Raw genomic sequence first — 24,114 nt, forward strand, 5'->3', positions numbered from 1 at the left:
GGTCTAGAGCGAACTCACACCATCTCGTCACGAATCCATTCAATCACCGAAGTCCGCTTCGGCGCCCAGCCCAGCAACTCCCGCGCATGCTTGCCACGAACACGGCTGTTGGAGCCCAGGCCATAGTTAGCCATTTCATAGCCCCACTCGGCTTCGGCATCTTTCAGCGGCCAGTCTTGCGGCTCACCCAGATTCAGCGTTTGGGCAATCGCAGTGGTCATGTCGATGAACGACGCTTCAGCGCTTTCGACGAAGTAGAAGGTGCCCGGTACGTTTTTGGTCAGCGCCAGCAGGTACAGGGAAACCACGTCTTCGATGTGCACGTTGGACCAGATGTTCTGGCCGGTACCGACATGCCGGACCACCCCACTTTTACGCGCCTGTTTCAGCAAACGCGGGAGCTGCACGCTGTCGCGATTGACGCCCAGGCTGTGGCCGTAGATCAGGGTGTTGCAGATCACTGCCGAGTTCACCCCGTCCTTTGCTGCGGCGAGGATCAGATTGTCGATGGCCACGCGCGCAGCCTTGTCGACGGTAGGTGCCGGCAGGTTGTCTTCGTAATAGATAACGTCGCTGGATTTGCCGCCCGACGCATCGCCGACGATGCTCGAGCCGCTGGTGTGCAGGAACACTTTGTTGGAACCGCGAAGTGCATCGAGCAATGCTTCTACCGCGCCGCGATGATCGCTGCTGGCGGCATTGATCACGGCGTCGGCAGCGCGGGCCTGTTCGGCCAATAGTGCGCTGTCGTCAAGCGTGCCGATTACCGGGGTGATGCCCAGTTCGCGCAATTCATTAGCTTGTTCGGTACTGCGCACCAGACCGGTGACGTTGTGGCCGGCGCGGACCAGACCCGTAGCGATGGAGCCGCCAATAAAACCGGCTGCGCCGGTGACGAATACGCTCATGGAGAAACTCCCTGCGTTAATAAGTGATGCATCCAGTATCGAGGACCGATGCCTGTGGAAACAGACAGCGTTGCCCAATTCACTCTTGCGCAGGGGTCACGAATCAGCCCTTGAAATCCGCGTTCGCATAAGCCGCCAATTTGCCCTGGATGAAGTCCAGGAAGCATTGAATCCGTAGGGCGAGTTGCGAATTTCGGTAGTACACCGCGTTGATCGGCTGGCGATAACCGCTGTTGAAATCCGCCAACAGCACCTGCAAACGTCCGGCGCGGATGTCATCAATCGTCATGAAGTGCGACAGGCAGGCAATGCCTTGGCCTTCCAGCGCCAGGTGCCTGATTGTCTCGCCGCTGGAGGCGCTGATCGACGCCTGAATCGGCCAGCGATCACCGTGAACGTAACGCAGCGGCCATTGGTTGAGGCCTTCGTTGTGGGTAAAGCCCAGCAGCGTGTGCCCGGACAAATCCGCCACTTCAGCCGGTACACCGTGTTTTTCAAGGTAGGCCTGGCTGGCGACGATGTGCAGCGGACTGCAACCCAGAGATCGAGCGTGCAAGGTCGAGTCGGCGAGCGTACCGATACGGATGGCGATGTCGGTGCTTTGCTCGAGCAAATCGATAATCAAGTCGTTGCTGTTGAGTTCCAGCTGGATGTCCGGATAGAGGCGGCGGAACTCGTCGATGTACGGCACGATGGCGTGCAGCATGAACGGCGATGCGGCATTGATCCGCAGACGCCCGGACGGGGTTTGCTGACGTGAGGTCAGGCGTTCTTCAAGCTCGTCCATCTGATCGAGAATCAGCTTGGCGTGCTCGAAGAAGTACTTGCCCTCTTCGGTCAGGTCCATGCGCCGCGTGGTGCGGTTGATCAGCGTGGTATCGAGTTTCGCCTCCAGCCGCGACAGCGTGCGGCTGACCGCTGAAGGCGTTTGCCCGATCTGTTCGGCCGCAGCGGAAATCGATCCGCACTCAATCACGCAGACGAAAATCTGCAACTCATCGGATCTGGCTTTCACGGGTGCCCCTCATTCAAAACTGGCTTGATAGTAGCTGGATGCGGGGCAAAAGGAACCTTACGCCGGCAGGCCGAACACTTCGGTCAAATGCTGCTCATAGCGCGCCACATCGGCTTCGACATTCGGGCGTTTCATCACATCGACGGCCAGGAACGTCGGCAAACCGGTCATGCCGAGGAACTCGTTGGCCTTGTGGAACGGGAAGTACACCGCGTCCACGCCCTTGGCTTCGAAGAAGTCGGTCGGGTCGTCGAAGGCTTGCTGCGGCGCGTTCCAGGTCAGGGACAACATGTATTGCTTGCCCTGCAACAGACCACCGCTGCCGTACTTTTGCGACGAGTCGGAACGCGTGCGGCCGTCGCTGGCGTAAAGGCTGCCATGGCCTTCGGTGAAGACTTCGTCGATGTACTTCTTGACGGTCCAGGGCGCGCCCATCCACCAGCCGGGCATCTGATAAATGATCACGTCGGCCCAGAGGAATTTGGCGACTTCTTCGGCGACGTCGTAACCCTCGTCGATGAAGGTGGCTTTCACGTCGACGCCGCCGCGATCCAGCACGCTCATCGCAGCTTCATGCAGGGTGGCGTTGTAGCGGCCATCGGAGTGGGCAAATTTTTTGCCGCCATTGAGCAACAGAACTTTTTTCATCGGAAGTCTCGGAAGGTTGGAATTCGATGGCGGCAGAGTAGCGATCTGCCTCGCGCGGAATAAGCGCTGAATTCACAAAATTCATTTGACCAATACGCACGAATCTACAGGCGATTGTTGCCATAAACTTGCGCCGATTCTGAACTTGAGGGAATTCTGATGAGTGAAATGAAAGGCTTCATCCTGCACGCCAAAACCCGCCCGGAAAAATCCGACGCCTTTGAAGCGTTTTTCAGCGCTTATGTTGAAGCGAGCCGCGCCGAGCCGGGTTGCATCGAGTACCACATGCTGCGCGACAATCAGGACCCGACGCTGTTTATCTTCTACGAGATCTGGCAGTCCCAGGCTCACCTGGACGTGCACTCGAATCTGCCCCACATGAAGCGATTTCTCGAGCAGCGCGATGAGTACCTGGAACGTGATTTCGATATCCGCGCCATCGACATGCTCAGCCCATCGTCCGCTACCCGCTGATCAACAAGTGGCCGCCGAGTACGCCGAGGCCGATGAAGAACACACGCTTGAACAGTACGGCGCTGATCCGCTGGCGCAGCCATTGCCCCAGCAACATGCCGAGCACCGCCGGGATCAGCGCCAGCAACGACGCACTTAACTCGCCACCGCCCAATGCGTCGCGCCATAACAGGCCGGCGGCCAAGGCCAGGGTCGAGACGGTGAACGACAGACCCAGCGCCTGTACCAGTTCATCCTTGCTCAAGCCCAAGGCTTGCAGATAAGGCACGGCGGGAATCACGAAGACGCCGGTGGCCGAGGTGATGACGCCCGTCAATACGCCGCACAGCGGACCGAGCCAACGTTCGGTGTGACCGCCGACACGCAAGGTCGGCAGAAACAATCCGCTCAACGCGTAGAGCAACAGCGCCGCGCCCAATCCCCGCACGACCCAATGACCACCGGCCATGCCGATCCATGACGTGCCGGCCCCGGAGCCGATGAAGATCGCCAACAGCATCGGCCACAAGCGTTTGATCAACCCTCGCAGATGCCCACCGAATGCCAGTTGCCAGACGTTGGTGAGCGTTGCGGGGATGATCAGCAGCGCGGCAGCCTGCGTCGGTGCCATAGCCAGACCGAGCAAACCCATCGCGATGGTCGGCAGTCCGAGGCCGATCACCCCCTTGATCATGCCGGCCAGCAGAAAGGTCGCGATGACCATCAATGAAAGGGCCAGACCGAGGTTTTGATAGAACGCGACGAGAGTATTCATGGCGCTATCGTGAGCCCGGATTGGCTGCTTGAAAATCTGCCATATACTGAGGCAGCCTATCGTCAAGCAATAGGCTGAAAACTTCGTCGTTTTGAAGGCCGCTATCGCGAGCAGGCTCGCTCCCACAGTGGACCGAGTCGGTGCGGATGACGCGGTCACCTGTGGGAGCGAGCCTGCTCGCGATAGCGGCCTTCCAGACAACACAGATCAAGAGGTTGCCGATGCACTTCGACCTGACCGACCTGCGCCTCTACCTGAACATCCTCGACAGCGGCAACATCACTGCCGGCGCCGCCCGTAGCCATTTGTCCCTGGCGGCGGCGAGTGCGCGTATCCGCGCCATGGAGGCTTCGTTGGGGATCGAGTTTCTGCAGCGAGGTCGCCGCGGTGTCAGCCCGACCCCGGCCGGCAAGGCCCTGGCGCAACACGCCCGCGTCCTGCTGCAACAAGCCGAACGCATGCAGCAGGATCTGGCCGAATACGCCAATGGCGTCAAAGGCCAGGTGCGACTGTTGTGCAATACCACGGCGATCACTGAGTACCTGCCGGAGTTGCTCGCGGACTTTCTTCGCGACCACCCCAACCTCGACATCGATCAACAAGAACTGCCCAGTGCACGCATCACCCACGCCTTGCGCCAAGGTGCGGCAGACCTGGGCATCGTCTCTGACGCCGTGGACACCGATGACCTGCAGACCCTCCCGTTTCGCGACGATCCGCTGGTGCTGATAATGCCCCGCGATCATCCCTTGGCACACGCAGGTGTCGTAAGCTTCAACGACACCTTGCACCACGACTACGTTGGCCTGAACGCCAACAGCGCGTTGGCGGTGTACCTGGAAGAACAGGCGCTGCACACCGGGTCCCGCCTGCAAATCCGCATCCGCGCCGACGGTTTTGAGGGTGTGATGCGCATGGTCGCCCGGGGGGCCGGACTGGCGATCGTGCCCCTTGCGGCAGTTGAGCGCTGGCGCGGTGAACAATCCTTCAAGAGTTTCGCCCTGCAAGAACCTTGGGCCATGCGCAAACTGTTGCTCTGTGCTCGGGATTTCGCCGCCTTGCCCGGTTACGCCAAGGCCTTGCTGCACGCCTTGACTCTCCCCTGAGGGGCAGACTTTACCCTTGAGTTTTCATCTTCAAGGACAGAGACGATGGGCAAACGAATTCTGGTGATTCTGGGTCATCCGGCGAGCAACAGTTTCTGCGGCGCACTCGCCGAACGTTACGCCCAGTCGGCGGTGCGCGCCGGGCATGAGGTGCGCCAGCTGTTTCTGGGCGCAATGGATTTTGACCCGGTGCTGCGTGAAGGCTATCAACAGGTCCAGCCACTGGAAGCCGACTTGCGTAGCGCCCAGGCGGACATTGTGTGGGCCGAGCACCTGACGCTGGTGTATCCGATCTGGTGGGGCGGAATTCCAGCGTTGCTCAAGGGCTTTTTCGATCGGGTGTTCCTGCCGGGTTTCGCGTTCAAATACCGCGAAGGCAAAGCTTTTCCCGACAAACTCCTGCACGGCCGCAGCGCCCATTTGCTGGTGACCATGGATACGCCACCCTGGTATTACCGCTGGGTCTATCGCATGCCTGGACTGCATCAGGTACGCAAAACCACGCTCGCGTTCTGCGGTATCGAGCCACAACGCACGCTCACGTTCGGCCCGATTCTCGGTTCCAGCGCCGATCAGCGTGAAACCTGGTTGCTGCAGGTCCAGGCTATCGCCAGCCGTTGAGTCTGCCGATAATGCACCGGGCTACCACGGCGAATAGGGACTTTCCATGTACATCGGCCAAGCCGCGCAGCGCTCCGGAACCACGATCAAGAGCATCCGCCATTACGAGTCGATCGGCCTGCTGCCTGCCGCTCAGCGGTTGGGAAAATACCGCGTCTACGACCAGCAAAGCGTTGACCTGCTGATCTTCATCAAGTGTGCGCAGCAGCTAGGTTTCAGGCTCAAGGAATTACAGTCGATCTTCGCCGGACATCAAGGGCCGCAAATGCCGTGGGAACTGGCCCATCAGGTCATCGCCGCCAAGAAGCAGGAAATCAGCGAGCGGATCGCTGCGCTGTCGCAGCAGCATTCGCAATTGGTCGAGTTCGAAGCCAGCCTCGAACAGAGCCGGTTCGATTGCCCGCTGAACAGTCTTTGAGGGCAATGCGCGTTTCTGGACAGCTCAATGTCGAGCACAGACAACTGACCGGTGGACGGGCGCTATAGGGTGCGACTTCAGTTCTCTCGTCCACTGCCCCGGAGTCCACATGACCGCACCTATTACCGTTCTTCGCGATACCCACCCACTGCCGGTGCTCGACGCCTGCAAATGGGAAAAACTCGAAGGCGACCCGCACACCGTCAACCTCAACGCCTACACCAGCGAAGACGGCAGCAAGATCATGGGCACCTGGATCTGCACGCCGGGCAAGTGGTATGTGGAATACGTGAAGTGGGAATACTGCGATTTCCGCGAGGGGTACTGCATCATCACCCCAGAAGGAAAGGAGCCGATCCATCTGCGCGCCGGTGATATTTTCGTCATTGAGCCAGGTATGAAAGGCACGTGGGAAGTGGTTGAAACCGTGCGCAAGTATTTCGTGTTTGCCTGATGCAAAAAAACCGGGAGATCACCCGACGTGATTTCCCGGTAAATATCTATGGGTACATGCGGCCCCTGTGGGAGCCCGCCTGCTGGCGATGAGGCCAGCACATTCAACATCGACGATAACTGATCTACCGCTATCGCGAGCAGGCTCACTCCCACAGGTTTCTAGCCCGATTATTGGGGTTTGCGATAGCTGTTGATGATCGCCGAGAAGTCCTTGCCACCTTCCCCACGCTGGCTCATCGCCTGATACAACTGCTGGGCCACCGCGCCGAGCACCACCGGTTGGTGCGCCTGACGTGCCGCCTCAGTAGCCAGCCCCAGATCCTTGAGCATCAGTTCGGCACCGAAACCGCCGGTGTAGCCGCGCGAGGCCGGCGCCGTTTCGACGATGCCTGGCCACGGGTTGTACATTTCCGAACTCCAGCAACGGCCAGTGGAACTGTTGATGATCCCGGCCAACACCGTCGTGTCGATCCCGAGCGCATCGCCCAGCGCCATGGCTTCGCTGACACCGACCATGGAGATCGCCAGCAGCAGGTTGTTGCAGATCTTGGCGATTTGCCCGGTGCCGACCTCGCCGCAATGGACGATGTTGCGGCCCATCTGCGCCAATACCGGTTGCAGGGTGGCGAACAGCTCAGGGGTAGCACCGACCATAAACGTCAGAGTCCCGGCTGCCGCACCGCCAGTACCGCCCGACACAGGCGCATCCGCCATGGCCACGCCTTGCTTGGCCGCCGCCGCGGCAACATCACGCGCCGTCTGCGGATCGATGGTGCTGCAATCGACTGCCGGCACGCCCTTGCCGATACCCGCCAGCACGCCGTCTTCACCCAGCCACACGCTGCGCACATGCACAGCGGCTGGCAGCATGGTGATCACCAGCTCTGCGCCTTGAGCCGCTTCACGTGCCGAAGCGCTGATGCTGCCGCCCAGTTGCTCCAGCTCTGCCAGAACGGTTTTGTTCAGGTCGACCAGCCGCAATTCGTGGCCAGCCTTGATCAGGTTGCGCGCCATTGGCGCGCCCATGTTGCCGAGACCGATAAAAGCGATTTTCATGTCCGGCTCCTTAACGCAAGTTGATGGTGGTGTTCACACCGTCGTTGACGCTGTTGTCATCGAACCAGCGACTGGTGACAGTCTTGGTCTGAGTGTAGAACTGCACCACTTGCTTGCCATACGGACCGAGGTCGCCGAGTTTGGACCCGCGCGAACCGGTGAAGCTGAAGAACGGAACCGGCACCGGAATCGGGATGTTGATGCCGACCTGGCCGACGTCGATTTCAGTCTGGAATTTACGCGCCGCCGCACCGCTCTGGGTGAACAGGCCCGTGCCATTGCCGAACGGGTTGGCGTTGACCAGCGCGATGGCCTCATCGAGCGTATCGACTTCCAGCACCACCAGCACCGGACCGAAGATTTCCTGGGTGTAGATCTGCATCTCGGGGGTTACGCCGGAGAACAGGGTCGGGCCGACAAAGTTGCCCTTCTCGAAACCTGGAACTGTGATATCGCGACCGTCCAGTTCCAGCTTGGCGCCTTCCTTGATGCCGCTCTCGATCAGATCAAGAATTCGCGCCTTGGCTTTCTTGGAAATCACCGGACCCACATCGGTGCCCGGCTCGCTGCCCGCATTCACTTTGAGTTTCTGCGCCAGCGCCTTCAGATCAGGCAGCCATTGCTTGGCTGCGCCCACCAGCACCACGACGGATGTGGCCATGCAGCGTTGCCCGGCCGCACCGAAACCGGCACCGACCAGCGCATTGAGCGCTTGTTCGCGATTGGCATCCGCCAGCACAACGGCGTGGTTCTTCGCGCCCATCATCGATTGCACGCGTTTGCCGTGTTTGCCGGCCAGGTCGTAGACATGAGTGCCGACGGCGGTCGAACCGACGAAGGAAACAGCTTTGATGTCCTTGTGGGTGCAGAGCGCATCCACCACGTCTTTACCGCCATGAACGACGTTGAGCACGCCCGCCGGAACACCGGCCTCGATCGCCAGTTCCACCAGCAGCATGGTCGACATCGGGTCCTGTTCGGACGGTTTGAGCACGAAGGTGTTGCCGCAGGCGATGGCCATCGGGAACATCCACAGCGGAATCATCGCCGGGAAGTTGAACGGGGTGATGCCGGCGCAAACGCCGATTGGCTGACGCAGGGTGTAGGTATCGACGCCGCCAGCAACGTTCTCGGCGAACTCGCCCATTTGCAGGCTGCCGATGGAGCAAGCGTGCTCAACCACTTCCAGGCCGCGGAAGATATCGCCTTCAGCGTCGGCGATGGTTTTGCCTTGCTCGTTGCTGAGCACCACGGCAATGCGCTTGGAGTGTTCGCGAATCAACGCCTGGAGCTTGAGCATGATGCGCATCCGCGCGCCGATCGGCGTCAGCTTCCAGGTCTGGAAGGCGCGATGGGCGGCGCTGATCGCGGCGTCCACTTCCTGCGCGGTCGCGAATGGCACTTTCGCCAGCACTTGCTGGGTCGCCGGGTTGACGATGTCGTGCCATTCGGTGGTCTGGGACTCGACCCACTCGCCGTCGATCAACAGCTTTACCGTTTGGACAGTGGTTTCGTTTGGCGTGAGCGATGCGTTCATGTTGGGTCTCCGGGACGTTGTTCTTATTTAGAGAGCTATCTGTGGAGCCAAGGCGAGAAAGCCACCTTGAGATGAGACGTGTGTCGCGAATTGGTTGTCGGACTGTTTTTGGAGTATAGATGTGCAAACTTCTAATAAGAACGCACATAAAAGCCGGTCCATCATGCAAAAAAACATCACGTCTCTAGGCTCGTTGAACTGGGATGACCTCAAGTTTTTCCTTGAAGTCGCCCGCACCCGCAAGGCCAGCACCGCAGCCAAGCGCCTGGCGGTCGACTACACCACTGTGTCGCGGCGCATCAGCTCGCTGGAAGCGGCGTTGGGCACTTTGCTGTTCGAGAAATCCCGGACCAGCGGTTTTGTCCTGACCGCCGAAGGCCAGCGGTTGCTGGGTTACGCCGAGTCGATTGAAAGCACGCTGCACATGGCCTGCGAGCAGGTTTCGGGCTCTGGCGTTGCCTTGTCCGGGCATGTGCGCATGGGCTGCACCGAAGGCTTCGGCAGCTTTTTCATCACCCCGCAGCTGAGCCATTTCGTCGACGCCTACCCGGCGATCTCGGTGGACATCCTGCCGCTGCCGCACTTCATCAGCTTGTCCAAGCGCGAGGCGGACATCGTCATCGCGTTGGAGCGCCCGGAGCATGGCCCGTACGTCTGCTGCAAACTCTGCGACTACAAATTACAGCTCTACGCGACTCAGGATTATCTGGACAAGCACCCACCAATCCGCCGCCCGGCTGATTTGGGTAAACATTCATTCATTAGTTATGTCGACGATCTGGCGTTCAGCTCGGAGCTGTTGTACCTGGCGAATGTGTTGCCCGGCGCCAGCGCCAACCTGCGCAGCACCAGCGTGATCGCGCAATTCGTGGCCGCACAGCAAGGGCGGTCACTGGCGATTCTGCCGTGCTTCCTGGCGGCCCAGGATCCGCGATTGCTGCCGGTGTTGCCGGAAGAGATCAACATCACTCGACAGTTCTGGATGTACTGCCGCGAGGACCTGCGCAAGCTCAAGCGGATTACCCTGTTGTGGGATTACATCCGTGCGGTCACTGAGCAGAATCAGGGTCTGCTAATGGGTGAAAGTCGGGAGACCCTGTTCGCCGATTAGTCGGCGCTCACCACGATCGACACCCGGCGGTTCTCGGTACGGCCGGCTGGCGTGTCGTTCGAGGCAACCGGCTCACTGCTGCCGAGGCCGCGCAGCTGGATGTTTTGTTCTTTCATCCCGACAGCGGTCAGCACTTTGCCGACGCTTTTTGCGCGGCGCAGTGAGAGCTGTTCGTTGTAGGACTCTTTGCCCGAGGCATCGGTGTGACCGTCGACCCGCACTCGCTCAATTCCAACGCCCAGCAACGCCTTGCCGATACGCTCCACGATGTCGGTGCTGGCAGGGTTGAGGCTGTCGTCGTCACTGCCAAACAGCACTTTGCCGGACAGGCCAAAGGCCCAGCCCTCATCAGTCAATTCGAAACCTTGCTGTTTGAGCACAGCGATCTGCGCCGGAGTCAGGCCTTTTTGCGGTGCCGTCTGGCAACCGGTCAATGCCAGCAAAGCCATCAATAAGGTGAACGTGAAAAATCGCAGGGAACGCCGGGTCAGTGAGAACACAAAAATTAGCTCCTGGTCTGAACATGGGCGACTAGGTGCTCCGACCCGGCCGTGTGCTGTGCGCCTCGGGAAAGGCGCTTGGCTTGGTACATGGCCGCGTCGGCGGCGTTAAGCAAAGCGCCCGGTGTAGCCCCATGATCGGGGTACACGGCAATGCCGATGCTGAGTGAAGTCAACACTTGGGTATTGCCCGGCAACGGGATTGGTTCTTCCATGCTGGCGATGATTTTGTCGGCAATCCGCTCTGCGTCCTCGATCTTATGCAGCGGCGTCAGCATGACGGCAAATTCGTCACCCCCCAAACGCGCCACAAGATCATCTTCACGCAACTGCGCACGAACCCGATTGGCTACGGCCACCAGTACTGCATCGCCCGCGGCGTGACCGAAGTTATCGTTAATTTCCTTGAACCGGTCGCTGTCGAGAAACAGCACCGCCACTTGCTCGTTGAGCTTGTGGGCATTACGTAGCGCTCGAATCAGCCGGCCTTCGAAAAAAGCCCGATTCGGCAACCCGGTGAGGCTGTCATGGCTGGCCTGGTGGGCCAGGGTTTCGTTTTCGCTTTGCAGGTGGGTCTGCCAGGATTCCAGCTCATCGAGCAAGGCATTGAAGTCATTGCCCAGGTTGTCGAGTTCGGCGATGGCGGCGGGTGGCACACGCTGATCGAAGGCTCGCTCGCTGCGGGCGGCGTGAGCCACGAACGCCAGGCTGCGCAACGGGCCGGTGATTGCGCGAAGTTGTCGGCGCGCCAGATAGAGCGCTACCCATGCACTGACGGCGGTACACAAGACGATGCCGACCAGACCGCTGAGTAGAAAACGCAACAGGCTGCCCCCGTGACCGGTGAGCCGGATGCTGCCAATTTCCTGACCTTGATGAACAATCGGCATGCTGATCGGTTTTTCCAGAAAGGCCTTGGCAATCTGCATTTCGAGATCAGAGAACAGGCCCGTTTCCGGCCGTTCCCAGCGAGCCAGCAACGTGCCTTGCTCGTCCAGCACTTGGGCATCGGCCACTTCTTCGGTGGACGCAATCAACGCCAACGCTTCGGTAGCGGCAGACGTGTCGTTGAACACCACCGCCGCTTCCACGGTGTAATTGATCGAGCGCGCAATCAGGTGCAAGTTGTGGTCGGCATAGACCCGCAACGCCAGTACACCGAGCAACGTCAGCGAGATGCTGGCCATGGCCACGCCCACGAGTGCGACGATCAAATGTCCGCGCCCGATGACCGAGCGCAAGGTTGGGCGGCTACCCGACTTGAATAGACTCATGGCGCTGCCGGCTTGCGGCGGGACAGTTGCAGAACACTGGGGTGAATACGCACGCCGCTTCGGGCGACGGAATCCAGGTTGACCTCAAAGGACACTTGCTCATCGCTGACCCGTAGGCAAAACAGACTGCCGACGGTGCACGGGTCGTCGCCTTCGCTGAGGCTAAGCACCGGACGCCCCATCAGCGAGGCGAAAAGCTGACTGCGTTCATCACTGGTCAGTTTGCCGATGTACACCGCGTCGCACTCACCAACAATGGACGGGTTGTCCGCCAGCAGTCTGCGCACGCTAACAGGCCGACCGGTGGCCTGAGTCGTGCCTTTGACCAGATCGTCGGTGTATTCGGTGGGGCCCACTATGCACAAGCGCAATTGTGCTGGCTCAACAGGCCAGCGGGCATAACTGAGAATCCCGAGTACCACCTGAGTGACCGATCTGGCACGTTGGTCCGCCAGGCTCACAGGCGTTTCCGACTGAGCGAAAACGACGCCGGTGAACAAACAGAGAAGGCCGGCAAGCAGCACTTGTTTGCACCCGATAACGCGCTGTGTCGTCCAGACAGCGACCTTCATGCAGGGATTCTCTTCGATCGTAGCGAAATGATGCCGCAACGATAGCACAGCGTTCAAACACCAGCGAGGCCGCGTCCTACGGCACTTCGGACAGTTTCCGTCGTCTGGCGCCGTCCCCTTTCAGCCCCTTGGTTCAACACCCTCTTCCAATTCCAGCATTAACCCGCTCAAGCGTTTGACCCTACGCCTCACCGCCTCTTCGAATACGCCAGGACGCGGCTCGATCAGGGTGAACCAGCTTTTGGCCCGGGTAATTCCGGTATAGATCAATTCCTTGGTGAGTACAGGGTTCAGGGCATCCGGCAGAATCAACGCCGTATGGGCAAATTCCGAGCCCTGGGATTTGTGCACCGTCATCGCGTACACGGTTTCGACATCATTGAGCCGGCTCGGCAGAACAAAACGTACGCCGCCCTGACCATCATTTCTCGGGAACGCTACACGCAGCACCTGCTTCCCAACCTCTGGCCCCTCGCGTTCCGGCAGCTTGAGGGCAATGCCGATGTCTCCGTTCATCAATCCCAGACCATAGTCGTTGCGAGTCATCAGCACTGGCCGACCTTCGTACCACTGCTGGTCGCTGTCGATCAGCCGAGCCTTGAGCAGCGCGGCGGTCACGCGTTGATTCAAACCTTCCACGCCCCACGGCCCTTTACGTACGGCGCATAACAATTGGAAGGCGTCGAAGGCTTGCAACACCTGCCGGGCCCAATTGGTCCAGCAGGTATCATCAAGCGTGCTGTCGAGCGGTGGCCGCAGGCTGCGCAAGAGACTCAGGTAATGCCGATAACCCTGCGGTCCATCGCCATGCCCCTCAAGCAGTAAGCGTTCCAACGCCCGGTCCAGTTCCCCCTTGAGGGACAGGGAAAACACGTCGTCATGGCTTCGAGCCGCCAACAACTTGCGAGCTTTCTCGGGTTGCTGCTGGTTGACCCAGCGAGCCAGTTGGCCGATGCCGCTGCCCTCGCCGAACCGGCGTGAATGACGCAGCATCACAACTTGCTGGGCCAGCGGATGAGTCCCTTGGGTGTCTTCCTGCAAACCGCTGGCATCCAGGTTTTCACCACTGACCGCTTGCAGCCACAGGCGAGTCTGTGGGCTGTACCAACCGGCCTCGGCGTCGCGGCACAGGTCGCCCAGCACGGCGCCGGCCTCCACCGATGCCAGTTGATCCTTGTCACCGAGCAGCACCAGACGGGCATGGGCCGGCAACGCGTCGAGCAGGTTGGCCATCATTTCCAGATCGATCATCGAGGCTTCGTCCACCACCAAGACATCCAGCGGCAAGCGATTACCGGCGTGGTGACGGAAGTGTCGAGTACCAGGACGACTGCCGAGCAGACGGTGCACGGTGGTGACGTCTGACGGGATCTTCACTCGTACGGCTTCATCGACTTCCAGAGTCCTGACCTGCTGACTGATGGACTCCGTCAGTCGGGCTGCAGCCTTGCCGGTGGGTGCCGCGAGACGAATGCGCAACGGCTTGCCCGCCTCCACCGCCGGGGCCTGGAGCAACGCCAGCAAACGCACGACCGTCGTCGTCTTACCGGTCCCCGGGCCGCCGGTGATGATGCTGAAGGCGCTGCGGGTGGCGAGGGCACAAGCGAGTTTCTGCCAGTCAATCACTTCGCCGGGCTTGGCTGGGCCGAACAAGCTGGTGAGGCGCTGGGAAAAATCATCCGGCGTGGTTTCGTGTTCCACCAGGCGTTGGCGCAGCGAGGTGTCGATACGCCGCTCGTAAGCCCAGTAACGACGCAAGTACAGGCGTTTGCCCGACAACACCAATGGCCGATGCTGCGCCGCCTCGCGACCATCGACCGCCAAAGCGACCAGACTGCTGGAGGCCAGGACCTTGCACCAATGGGCACCGTCCAGCGCCTCAAGCAATTGCGACGGCAGCAACATCGCGCCACTTTGCACATCACCTTCCGGTGGCAGCGACAGGGCGAAGTCCGGTTCCTTGAGCGTCTCGAACACATCCAGGCACACATGACCGTGGCCCAGTTGATGGCTGGCCAACGCAGCGGCCAGCAGCACCAGCGGATCATCGCCGGGAGCGAGCTCATGAAGAAAAGCGACGAAGGCTTTGTCCAGCGCTCGCAGCCAGCCGCGCTCCACCCAGCGCGTCAGCAATAGCAGCAAGTCATCGGCGCGACTCAACGGCGCCAGATCCGCCAGGCTTTCGGCTGTCAACGAAGTGGGCAGCAAATCAGCGAAGGTACGACTCATAGCAAAACTCCCTGTTCCCAGGCGGGTTCGGCCTTGCGTTCTGGCTTGCCCTGGAACAGCCGGTCCAGACGCTCGATCAGCTCTCTTGGAGGAAGGGTGAAATACACGCCCTGGCTGGACGCGCGCGTACCGCGCAGGAACAGGTACAGCGCGCCACCGACATGCCGGTCGTAATCGTAATCGACAAGTCGCGCCTTGAGCTGGCGATGCAGGGCCAACAGATACAGCACGTATTGCAGGTCGTAACGGTTGTCGAGAATCGACTGCTCCATAGCCTGCTCGGTATAGGCCGCGTCATCGACGCCCAGCCAGTTGGATTTGTAGTCGGCGACGTAATAGCGGCCGTCGTGCTCGAACGTCAGGTCGATGAAGCCTTTGAACATGCCATTGAGCAACACCGGCTCGGCAGCCACGCGGGGCACGCCGTTGTGGGTGTATTGGCGAACCAATACATCGAGCTTGAGCACATCGACTTTATGACTGGCGAACCAGAATTCCATCTCGACCCGGTATTGGGTGAGCCGCTCGAACACCACGGGGGCCTGCCCGCCACCGATATGCAGCGGGGCCGTAAGCAGATGCTGCAGCCAGTCGCTCAGGGCAGTGATCCAGCCCTCCCAACCACGGCGGTTGCAGCGACGGGCAATGGCGTCTTCCACCGTTTTCGGCGTGGCGGCAAAACCTTCGTCACCGGCCCATTCGAGCAAACCATGGAGAAAGGTGCCGGGGTTCGGGCCACGAGGGAATCGATGGATATCAGCGCCGCCGGCCACCACTTCTCGTGGTGCTTGCGGATCGAGGCGTTCGTCGTCGAAGAGCTTTTGTGCTTGCGGGTTCTCCGGCGCTTCATCAGTGCCCACGCTCATGCTGTCGCCAATGCGCAGGGCACTGTAGGAAGCAATCCACCAGTTTTCGCTGGCCTTGCGCTTGGGTATCAGCGGAGCAAGCAACGTCGCATCGTTGTGCGGCGGATGGTAGTGCTCGGCGGTCGCTTCAGGTATTTCACCGTAGTTCAGCGCTGCACAATCCTGCTGCAGGTCTTCCAGCCAACGCTTCAAACCTGCCGACTCGGCCAATGGTGCTCCGCCGCCCAACAGATAACCCAATGCCGAAAGATGCAGAACCGAGCTGTTGTTATTGCCGCGTTTGAGATCAGTCACTCCGAGCCAGCAGGCGTGTTGCGCCCGGGTCAGGGCCACGTAAAGCAAGCGCAGATCCTCGGCAAGACGCTCATCATCCGCCTGAACTATCAACTCGGCTGTCGGCCTCAAGGTCACTTGGGCCTTGCCCGTGGCGTCGTGGTAATGCAGCGGCAGACGGCTGCCATCCACCGGTTTCGCCGAGCAAATGAATGGCAGGAACACCAAGGGATACTCGAGCCCCTTGGACTTGTGAATGGTCACGACTTTGACCAGTTGCTCGTCGCTCTCCAGACGCAGGATCTGCTCTTCGCCGGCCTGACCGGACAACGCCAGATGCTCGGACAAATGACGGATCAGCGCTTGCTCACCATCGAGTTCGGCGGCCGCCTGTTGCAGCAATTCGGACAAGTGCAGCAAATTGGTCAGCACCCGCTCGCCGTCACTGCGCTTGATCAATGTCTGAGGCAGCTGGAAGTCATGCAGCAATCGCCGCAGAATTGGCAACACGCCCTGCTTGCGCCAGAGCTCGCGATAATGGCGGAACTGCATGACCCGCGCTTCCCAGGCCAGTTCATCCTGATTGAGGCGTTCCAGTTCAGCCAGCGACAGGTTCAGCGTGATGCAAGCCAACGCGGCTCGAAGTGGACGCTCGACATCCGGCTCGGCGCAGGCCTTGAGCCAGGTCAGCAGATCGTGTGCTTCCTGGGCGGCGAACACCGAGTCCTTGTCCGACAGATAGACGCTGCGCACGCCACGGGCGGATAGTTCGCCGCGCACAGCCTGGGCCTCTTTACCGTCGCGGACCAGGATCGCGATATCCGCTGGCAGCAGCCCTCTGAAGTCCTTGCCGTCCTGTATGAAACCCGCGCGACCTTGTTGGCCGCCATTGAGCAAAGAGGTGATTTCACTGGCGCAGGCGGCGGCAAGTTGTTGTCGGTACACCGCGCCGGACAATGGCTGCTCGGCGGACAAATGCCAGATGTTGAGTGCGGGCACGACTTGGCCAGCAATGTGCAGAACTTCTTTGCGCCCTTGGGGTTCGACGGGCAGGAACGGCACCGGGTTCTCGCCATTCTTTTCACGAAACAGGAAGGCGCCCCGCCCGGTCTCGCGAGACTCGGCACGCTCGAACACATGGTTGACCGCCCGGACCATGCCATGGCTGGAACGGAAATTCGTACCCAAGGTATGCAACCGGCCAGTGGTGGCCTGGCGGGCGCGCAGGTAGGTATAGATGTCAGCACCGCGGAACGCGTAGATCGCTTGCTTGGGGTCGCCGATCAGGAACAGACCGCATTCGGGATTGTTGTCTTCGATGCGATAGATGCTCTCGAAGATCCGGTACTGCACTGGGTCGGTGTCCTGGAACTCGTCGATCAACGCCACCGGAAACTGCTCACGAATCAGGGTCGCCAGCCGCTCACCGCCATCGGACTGCAACGCTGCATCGAGGCGCAACAGCATGTCATCGAAGCCCATCTCCGCGCGGCGACGCTTTTCTTCCTCGAACCGTGTACCGACCCACCGGGCGGCATGTTGCAGCACGGCGGCATCAGGTGTAGGCAATCCATCGAGACTGAGCTTGAGTCCGGGCATGGCATCCAGTCCCGGATGACTGGGCACTTCGCCTTTCCAGGCTTCAGCCATACCCTCGGGAGTCAGGCGCGTGAAGCCGGTGCCGATATCCAGTTGCTCAAGGGATTCGTCTTCAACCCAGGCCCTGATCTTTTCGAACCAGGGTTCGAAATAGCGCGCCTGCATCTTGCGACCGTCGACGCTCTTGCTCGCAACTCCCTGGTGACAGATGGCAAGCAATTCGTCCGCCCACTGGCGCCAGGGCATCTTGAGTTCGAGCAACGCAGCCCGTCGCTCCAGCAGACACGCCGTGATCAGCTCGGCAGGCTCTTTACCTTCAACACTGTCTCGCTCACTGGCGAACAAACCACGCACTCGCGGCAGTAAAGCCGCTGGACCGCCCCAATTACCGCGCACCCAGTTCAGCGCATCGCCTTGCATCGGGTAGCAAAACAGGCGCCAGTAATCGCGCAGGACTTCGCCCAGCAAATCGCTGTGATCGGTTTCCAGGGTTTGTGTAAACAGGCTGCCGCTGTCGAACGCATGCTCGCGCAACATGCGCTGGCACCAACTGTGGATAGTTGAAACTGCTGCCTCATCCATCCACTGCGCAGCGATGTCCAGGCGGTTCGCGCACCCGGACCACTGCTCGGGAAGGTACTCCTCACGAAGCTCCGCGATTAGGCTATCGGGCGCCGGTGTTTCATCGCGAAAAAACCGCGCTGCTTCAGCAAGACGTGTGCGGATGCGTTCGCGCAATTCTTTGGTCGCGGCATCGGTGAACGTCACAACGAGGATTTGCGGCGGCAACAGTTCACGTCCGAAGCCGCTCGACTCTGCGCCGTGGCCAAGGACCAGGCGCAGATACAGCGCGGAAATGGTGAAGGTCTTGCCGGTCCCGGCGCTCGCTTCGATCAGTTGGCTGCCGCGCAGGGGAAATGCCAAGGCCAGAGGTTTCGTGCTCATCAGCGCGCCTCCTCGCTGTTCAATGAACGCCAGGGCGCTTCAAGCAACGGCCGGTACAACGCGTTGCACCAGTCCGGGAACGTTTCGTCTGCGACAAGCGTGTCGAAGTCGGCAAACTGCCGGGCGAGTGCAGGGCTTTCGCGACGCTCGCCGTCGGTGGTCAGGCCATCGCCTTCATACGCCTTGCGGGCTGCGGCCTGGGCTTTAACCGGATCGGTTTGACAAAGCCATGCGAAGCCGGTCTTCACCGCAATCGGCAGCGGTTGACGCATGCCGGTTTGCCAAGCCATTAACAGGTCGCCCAGAATCCGCAAGGCTGCGCCCTCCTCCATCGGACCGAGTAGCAGACTGTCGTCGCTGGCCACCAACGCGGTGGTCATCGCCATACCACTGGCGCAGGCAACCAGATGATTGACCCAAGGCCGTGTCAGCCGATGCCATTTGCGAGATTTGATTGAGCCGATGCTGTTGGGGATTGTAGTGACTGATAGCAAACCACAGTCCGCACGTTGATGCAGGCCGCTGAGCCAACCTTCCAGGCGCAGCCCCTGCAACTCCAGATTCACTGGCAGGGCGTTGGTGAGCGGCGTTGGCCATAACGCCAAAAGCTGTTGGTAACGCTGCAACAGATCCGGCAACGGTTCGATCAACTCTCGCTGAAGGCATTCACCGAACCCGGCCATGGGCAAGAGCCCACTGTTTTGCAGACGTTTTGCCTGCGCTTCCAATATCTGATCGGTGCTATCCAGATGACCCAGCGCCGCTTCGAGCAAGCTGTCGCTGAGGCTGTAACGTTGCAACGCATCGAGTACAAATGGCTCTTCATCAGCCAAGGGCACTTCAGACGACTCGAAGTACACCTTCAGTCGCTGACTGAAGAAATGTCGCACAGGATTACGCAGGAAGTCCTGCAGTTGACCAAGACTCAGCGGCTCCTCCTGAACATAGGGATCAAGGAACTCGATATCAGTCGACGGCTCACTGGTTTGATGCAGCACCTGCCATTCATTCGCGTAGCTGAACAAATCATCGCCTTCATGAAAGTAGCGGGCGCTGAACGGTTGCAGTGGATGTTCCTGAGTGATGGCCTCAAGCAGATCTTCGTCGACCTCATGCAGTCGCCAGCCACTAGCCAGATGATCTCGCAATTGGCCGATCAATACCGACGCAGGGCGTTCACTGTTATCGCGAATGCTGCGACCGACCCAGCTGATATAGAGTTGGTCACGTGCCGACAACAGGGCTTCCAACAGCAGATAACGGTCATCTTCACGTCGGGAGCGATCGCCAGGGCGGTAATCACTGCCCATAAGATCGAAGTCCAATGGCGGCTGCGCGCGCGGGTAGTCGCCGTCATTCATGCCCAGCAGGCAGACCAGTTTGAACGGGATCGCGCGCATGGGCATCAAGGTGCAGAAGTTAACCGCACCGGCTAGAAAACGCTGGGACAAGCGGCCTTGGTCAAGGCCGGCGAGCCAGGCTTCACGGACCACGGTCAACGGCAGCTCATCATGCAAGCCAACTGACTCGCACGTCTCAAGCCAGGTTTCACGCAGCTCTTCGAGTTGGGCCAATACGTAGTCGTCATGCTCGTTACTGGCCAGGAAAAACAACTGAACCAGTGCGTGCAATCGAAAACCCCATTGTTTGGGAGCTGCGGGTCGAGAGAGTTCCTGGTGGGCAATCTCCAATGCGTCCAGCAGCGCGACCAAAGGCCCAATGAGCGCGGCATCCAGACCACCGATCTCGTCGTAAGGCTCGATACCCTCGCAGGCATTGGCACTGCCCACGGCATAACCGAGCAGCATCCGTCGCAGGCCGAAACGCCAACTGTTTTGTTCCAGCTCTTGCGGCAGACCAAGACCCGCACGCTGCCCGGCATTCATGCCCCACCGGATGCCTGCACCTTCGATCCAACGGTGCAGGGTCGGCAGATCACGTTCCTCTACACCGAAGCGAGCACGTAGTGCAGGAACATCCAGCAGATCGAGGATCTCGCTCACGGGGAAACGGCTGTCGGGCAGTTTGAGCAGATGCTCGATAGCAATCAGTAGCGGATCACGGCCACGTTGTCCTTGATCGGCGAGTGTGAAGGGAATGAAACGCGGATCGTGGCGTTCAAGCTGAGCAAATACCGCACGAATATGCGGTGCGTAGCTGTCGATGTCCGGGACCATCACGATCACATCGCGAGGCCTTAAATCCGGATCAGCACTGAAGCGTGCGAGCAACTGGTCGTGGAGGATCTCCACTTCACGCTGGGCACTATGGGCAATGTGAAAACGGATCGATTCGTCGTTTGCCGGATCGACAGCTGGCCAGCGCTCGCGAGTCTCGTTCAAGGGACGCAACTCAAGAATGTCGTCCTGCAATTGATTGAGCATGTTCTGTGGCTGGCTATCGCTGAACAGATCGATACGACCATCGCGGAATGCCGAGCGGTAGCTGTTGGGATCATCGTAGCTGTCGAGCAGATTGATGTAGTCCCGCCCCTGTTTGCCCCATGCCGCCAGAAGTGGATGGGCATGCTGGTGAAGGGTTTGCGGGTCGAGTACAACCGGCATTCCGCTCTTGCGAGCCTGACGCTTGTATTGATGCCGCAACAGGTCTTTATCGGCGACGATGTCCGCCCAATGGTGACGACACGGGTTGTGCACGCAGAGCAGAACCTGGCTGAACCGGGCCAACCCAGCCAGTGCTTCCAGGGCTTGAGCGGGCAGTGAAGAAATCCCGAAAACGATCACCCGCGAAGGCAATCCGCTGGGGGCGACGTCGAGGCTGTTGATGCGCTCGATAAACCGTTGATGGACGCCGGCTCGGCTTTGCGCCATGCCTTGTTCACCCACATCCAGCAGCAGCGCACGCCACAACTCTGCCTGCCAGCAGTTAGCCGGGGTCAGAGGTTTGGTTTCACCTCTGCCATTTCGTAATTGATGGCGACCTTCTGCCCAGTCTTCAAGCCAGTCGGCACGATACACCTGGTATTGGTCGAACAGATCCGCCAGTCGCTCCGCCAATTGATAGCGTTTACGTAAGTCTGTGTCATTCGTAAGGAAGCGCTGCAGGGGTTCGAAGTGCGGTTGGTTGATCAACTGCGGAAGCAGACGCATCAGACGCCAGGTCAAGGGAGCTTTATCGAGCAGGGATTTGACCGGGATTTCGTCACGTCCAAGCACCATGCGATAGAGCTGCCACATGAAGCTACCCGGTAACTGCACGTCGATGGCTGCTGCGATTCCGCAGCCCCCCATGTCATCGTCTTCAGGGTCTTCTGCCAGTGCCAGCTTCAGCCATTGAGCGATGCCATTGCTCTGCACCAAGGCAATTTCATTTTCCAAGGGAGCCAACGGGTAACGCCGCATCCAGCTGACTACCAGGCTACGCAACTCGTCCAGGCGGTTGCCGTGAACCACCATAAAACCAGCACTGAGGGACGTCGCGTCCGGCATAAAGGCTTCCTTGGGAAAATACAAAAGCTAGGGCCGAACCTTAGCATTGTCGGGAGACTGTGACAGCCGGGAGCCGTCCGGTATTGTTGTGGGAACTTTCCCGCGAGCAAAACAAAACCCCTACCTGCATTCGCAGATAGGGGTTTCGGAATTTAATCTTGACGATGACCTACTCTCACATGGGGAAACCCCACACTACCATCGGCGATGCATCGTTTCACTGCTGAGTTCGGGATGGGATCAGGTGGTTCCAATGCTCTATGGTCGTCAAGAAATTCGGGTACCGAGTCGTGGCCAGTCGGCCTCGCTTCAGCAAATCGGGTATGTGACAGCGGGTGTTTTGTGAGTCTCTCGAATTTTCGGTTCGTTGCGTCTTCACACACCGCAATCTGGTCTTTCGACGCAAATTGCTTGGGTGTTATATGGTCAAGCCTCACGGGCAATTAGTATTGGTTAGCTCAACGCCTCACAGCGCTTACACACCCAACCTATCAACGTCGTAGTCTTCGACGGCCCTTCAGGGGACTCAAGGTCCCAGTGAGATCTCATCTTGAGGCTAGTTTCCCGCTTAGATGCTTTCAGCGGTTATCTATTCCGAACATAGCTACCCGGCAATGCCACTGGCGTGACAACCGGAACACCAGAGGTTCGTCCACTCCGGTCCTCTCGTACTAGGAGCAGCCCCTCTCAAATCTCAAACGTCCACGGCAGATAGGGACCGAACTGTCTCACGACGTTCTAAACCCAGCTCGCGTACCACTTTAAATGGCGAACAGCCATACCCTTGGGACCGGCTTCAGCCCCAGGATGTGATGAGCCGACATCGAGGTGCCAAACACCGCCGTCGATATGAACTCTTGGGCGGTATCAGCCTGTTATCCCCGGAGTACCTTTTATCCGTTGAGCGATGGCCCTTCCATACAGAACCACCGGATCACTAAGACCTACTTTCGTACCTGCTCGACGTGTCTGTCTCGCAGTCAAGCGCGCTTTTGCCTTTATACTCTACGACCGATTTCCGACCGGTCTGAGCGCACCTTCGTACTCCTCCGTTACTCTTTAGGAGGAGACCGCCCCAGTCAAACTACCCACCATACACTGTCCTCGATCCGGATAACGGACCTGAGTTAGAACCTCAAAGTTGCCAGGGTGGTATTTCAAGGTTGGCTCCACGCGAACTGGCGTCCACGCTTCAAAGCCTCCCACCTATCCTACACAAGCAAATTCAAAGTCCAGTGCAAAGCTATAGTAAAGGTTCACGGGGTCTTTCCGTCTAGCCGCGGATACACTGCATCTTCACAGCGATTTCAATTTCACTGAGTCTCGGGTGGAGACAGCGCCGCCATCGTTACGCCATTCGTGCAGGTCGGAACTTACCCGACAAGGAATTTCGCTACCTTAGGACCGTTATAGTTACGGCCGCCGTTTACCGGGGCTTCGATCAAGAGCTTCGCGTTAGCTAACCCCATCAATTAACCTTCCGGCACCGGGCAGGCGTCACACCCTATACGTCCACTTTCGTGTTTGCAGAGTGCTGTGTTTTTAATAAACAGTCGCAGCGGCCTGGTATCTTCGACCGGCATGGGCTTACGCAGTAAATGCTTCACCCTCACCGGCGCACCTTCTCCCGAAGTTACGGTGCCATTTTGCCTAGTTCCTTCACCCGAGTTCTCTCAAGCGCCTTGGTATTCTCTACCCAACCACCTGTGTCGGTTTGGGGTACGGTTCCTGGTTACCTGAAGCTTAGAAGCTTTTCTTGGAAGCATGGCATCAACCACTTCGTCACCCAAAGGGTAACTCGTCATCAGCTCTCGGCCTTAGAATCCCGGATTTACCTAAGATTCCAGCCTACCACCTTAAACTTGGACAACCAACGCCAAGCTGGCCTAGCCTTCTCCGTCCCTCCATCGCAATAACCAGAAGTACAGGAATATTAACCTGTTTTCCATCGACTACGCTTTTCAGCCTCGCCTTAGGGACCGACTAACCCTGCGTCGATTAACGTTGCGCAGGAAACCTTGGTCTTTCGGCGTGGGTGTTTTTCACACCCATTGTCGTTACTCATGTCAGCATTCGCACTTCTGATACCTCCAGCAAGCTTCTCAACTCACCTTCACAGGCTTACAGAACGCTCCTCTACCGCATCACCTAAGTGATACCCGTAGCTTCGGTGTATGGTTTGAGCCCCGTTACATCTTCCGCGCAGGCCGACTCGACTAGTGAGCTATTACGCTTTCTTTAAAGGGTGGCTGCTTCTAAGCCAACCTCCTAGCTGTCTAAGCCTTCCCACATCGTTTCCCACT

General features: G+C 59.1%; 18 protein-coding genes and 2 rRNA genes (1 of these 20 only partly in view). 6 read left to right on the forward strand and 14 right to left on the reverse strand.

Features of this window, described 5'->3' with window-relative positions; genetic code table 11:
* Positions 1–14: 14 nt before the first annotated feature.
* The 3 genes from ACYZUA_RS28105 to ACYZUA_RS28115 all read right to left on the reverse strand — a co-directional run bounded on the left by ACYZUA_RS28105 (position 15) and on the right by ACYZUA_RS28115 (position 2,571).
* Positions 15–908 carry an NAD-dependent epimerase/dehydratase family protein gene (locus ACYZUA_RS28105; RefSeq protein ID WP_461961442.1) on the reverse strand — a complete coding sequence of 298 codons (894 nt, stop codon included), beginning with the start codon at positions 906–908 and terminating at the stop codon, positions 15–17.
* A 103-nt stretch (positions 909–1,011) separates the two neighbouring features.
* Positions 1,012–1,923, reverse strand: coding sequence for a LysR substrate-binding domain-containing protein (locus tag ACYZUA_RS28110; protein WP_461961443.1), 912 nt, complete (start codon positions 1,921–1,923; stop codon positions 1,012–1,014).
* Positions 1,924–1,980: 57 nt separating this feature from the next.
* A complete protein-coding gene (locus ACYZUA_RS28115) occupies positions 1,981–2,571 on the reverse strand; it encodes an NAD(P)H-dependent oxidoreductase (protein ID WP_461961444.1) in 591 nt (196 codons plus the stop codon).
* 159 nt (positions 2,572–2,730) lie between these two features.
* On the opposite strand from ACYZUA_RS28115, the gene ACYZUA_RS28120 reads away from it, so the two are divergent.
* Complete coding sequence (locus ACYZUA_RS28120) at positions 2,731–3,045, forward strand: putative quinol monooxygenase (protein ID WP_461961445.1); 315 nt, start codon at positions 2,731–2,733, stop codon at positions 3,043–3,045.
* On the opposite strand, the gene ACYZUA_RS28125 is transcribed toward ACYZUA_RS28120, so the two are convergent.
* Positions 3,035–3,799: a sulfite exporter TauE/SafE family protein gene (locus ACYZUA_RS28125; RefSeq protein ID WP_461961446.1), complete on the reverse strand. Its 765-nt coding sequence runs from the start codon at positions 3,797–3,799 to the stop codon at positions 3,035–3,037. The two genes, ACYZUA_RS28120 and ACYZUA_RS28125, sit on opposite strands and share 11 nt — an antisense overlap.
* A 221-nt stretch (positions 3,800–4,020) precedes the next feature.
* On the opposite strand from ACYZUA_RS28125, the gene ACYZUA_RS28130 reads away from it, so the two are divergent.
* The 4 genes from ACYZUA_RS28130 (at position 4,021) to ACYZUA_RS28145 (ending at position 6,398) form a co-directional block, all read left to right on the forward strand.
* Positions 4,021–4,905, forward strand: a complete 885-nt coding sequence (locus ACYZUA_RS28130) for a LysR substrate-binding domain-containing protein (protein WP_461961447.1) — start codon at positions 4,021–4,023, stop codon at positions 4,903–4,905.
* A gap of 45 nt (positions 4,906–4,950) precedes the next feature.
* A complete protein-coding gene (locus ACYZUA_RS28135) occupies positions 4,951–5,526 on the forward strand; it encodes an NAD(P)H-dependent oxidoreductase (RefSeq protein WP_461961448.1) in 576 nt (191 codons plus the stop codon).
* Between the two features lie 46 nt (positions 5,527–5,572).
* Positions 5,573–5,944, forward strand: coding sequence for a MerR family transcriptional regulator (locus ACYZUA_RS28140; RefSeq protein WP_150658680.1), 372 nt, complete (start codon positions 5,573–5,575; stop codon positions 5,942–5,944).
* Between the two features lie 109 nt (positions 5,945–6,053).
* On the forward strand, positions 6,054–6,398 hold the full coding sequence (locus ACYZUA_RS28145; RefSeq protein WP_007946320.1) for a cupin domain-containing protein: 345 nt from the start codon (positions 6,054–6,056) through the stop codon (positions 6,396–6,398).
* A 170-nt stretch (positions 6,399–6,568) separates the two neighbouring features.
* On the opposite strand, the gene mmsB is transcribed toward ACYZUA_RS28145, so the two are convergent.
* Together mmsB and ACYZUA_RS28155 are read right to left on the reverse strand one after the other, a co-directional pair.
* Positions 6,569–7,456 (reverse strand): 3-hydroxyisobutyrate dehydrogenase, encoded by an 888-nt coding sequence (gene mmsB / locus ACYZUA_RS28150; protein WP_461961449.1) that lies wholly within the window; start codon positions 7,454–7,456, stop codon positions 6,569–6,571.
* Between the two features lie 10 nt (positions 7,457–7,466).
* Positions 7,467–8,993: a CoA-acylating methylmalonate-semialdehyde dehydrogenase gene (locus ACYZUA_RS28155; RefSeq protein ID WP_046045739.1), complete on the reverse strand. Its 1,527-nt coding sequence runs from the start codon at positions 8,991–8,993 to the stop codon at positions 7,467–7,469.
* Between the two features lie 163 nt (positions 8,994–9,156).
* On the opposite strand from ACYZUA_RS28155, the gene ACYZUA_RS28160 reads away from it, so the two are divergent.
* Positions 9,157–10,104 carry a LysR family transcriptional regulator gene (locus ACYZUA_RS28160; RefSeq protein ID WP_150658678.1) on the forward strand — a complete coding sequence of 316 codons (948 nt, stop codon included), beginning with the start codon at positions 9,157–9,159 and terminating at the stop codon, positions 10,102–10,104.
* Here the strand turns inward: ACYZUA_RS28160 and ACYZUA_RS28165 are convergent.
* The 8 genes from ACYZUA_RS28165 to ACYZUA_RS28200 all read right to left on the reverse strand — a co-directional run.
* Entirely contained in the window at positions 10,101–10,604 is a 504-nt protein-coding gene (locus ACYZUA_RS28165) for an OmpA family protein (protein WP_461961450.1), read from the reverse strand. The two genes, ACYZUA_RS28160 and ACYZUA_RS28165, sit on opposite strands and share 4 nt — an antisense overlap.
* Before the next feature lie 5 nt (positions 10,605–10,609).
* The gene (locus tag ACYZUA_RS28170) at positions 10,610–11,878 is read right to left on the reverse strand and encodes a diguanylate cyclase domain-containing protein (RefSeq protein ID WP_461961451.1); all 1,269 of its coding nucleotides are present in this window, start codon (positions 11,876–11,878) and stop codon (positions 10,610–10,612) included.
* On the reverse strand, positions 11,875–12,450 hold the full coding sequence (locus tag ACYZUA_RS28175) for a YfiR family protein (RefSeq protein ID WP_461961452.1): 576 nt from the start codon (positions 12,448–12,450) through the stop codon (positions 11,875–11,877). Before ACYZUA_RS28175 ends, ACYZUA_RS28170 begins: the two co-directional genes overlap by 4 nt.
* 120 nt (positions 12,451–12,570) lie before the next feature.
* Positions 12,571–14,679: an exodeoxyribonuclease V subunit alpha gene (recD, locus tag ACYZUA_RS28180; RefSeq protein ID WP_461961453.1), complete on the reverse strand. Its 2,109-nt coding sequence runs from the start codon at positions 14,677–14,679 to the stop codon at positions 12,571–12,573.
* A complete protein-coding gene (gene recB / locus ACYZUA_RS28185) occupies positions 14,676–18,362 on the reverse strand; it encodes an exodeoxyribonuclease V subunit beta (protein ID WP_461961454.1) in 3,687 nt (1,228 codons plus the stop codon). Before recB ends, recD begins: the two co-directional genes overlap by 4 nt.
* On the reverse strand, positions 18,362–21,811 hold the full coding sequence (gene recC, locus ACYZUA_RS28190; protein WP_461961455.1) for an exodeoxyribonuclease V subunit gamma: 3,450 nt from the start codon (positions 21,809–21,811) through the stop codon (positions 18,362–18,364). Before recC ends, recB begins: the two co-directional genes overlap by 1 nt.
* Positions 21,812–21,967: 156 nt before the next feature.
* A 5S ribosomal RNA gene (gene rrf, locus ACYZUA_RS28195) occupies positions 21,968–22,083 on the reverse strand.
* 150 nt (positions 22,084–22,233) lie between these two features.
* Positions 22,234–24,114, reverse strand: a 23S ribosomal RNA gene (locus tag ACYZUA_RS28200); it runs 1,011 nt beyond the window's last position.

The sequence above is a fragment of the Pseudomonas sp. LS2P72 genome, from assembly GCF_054897865.1.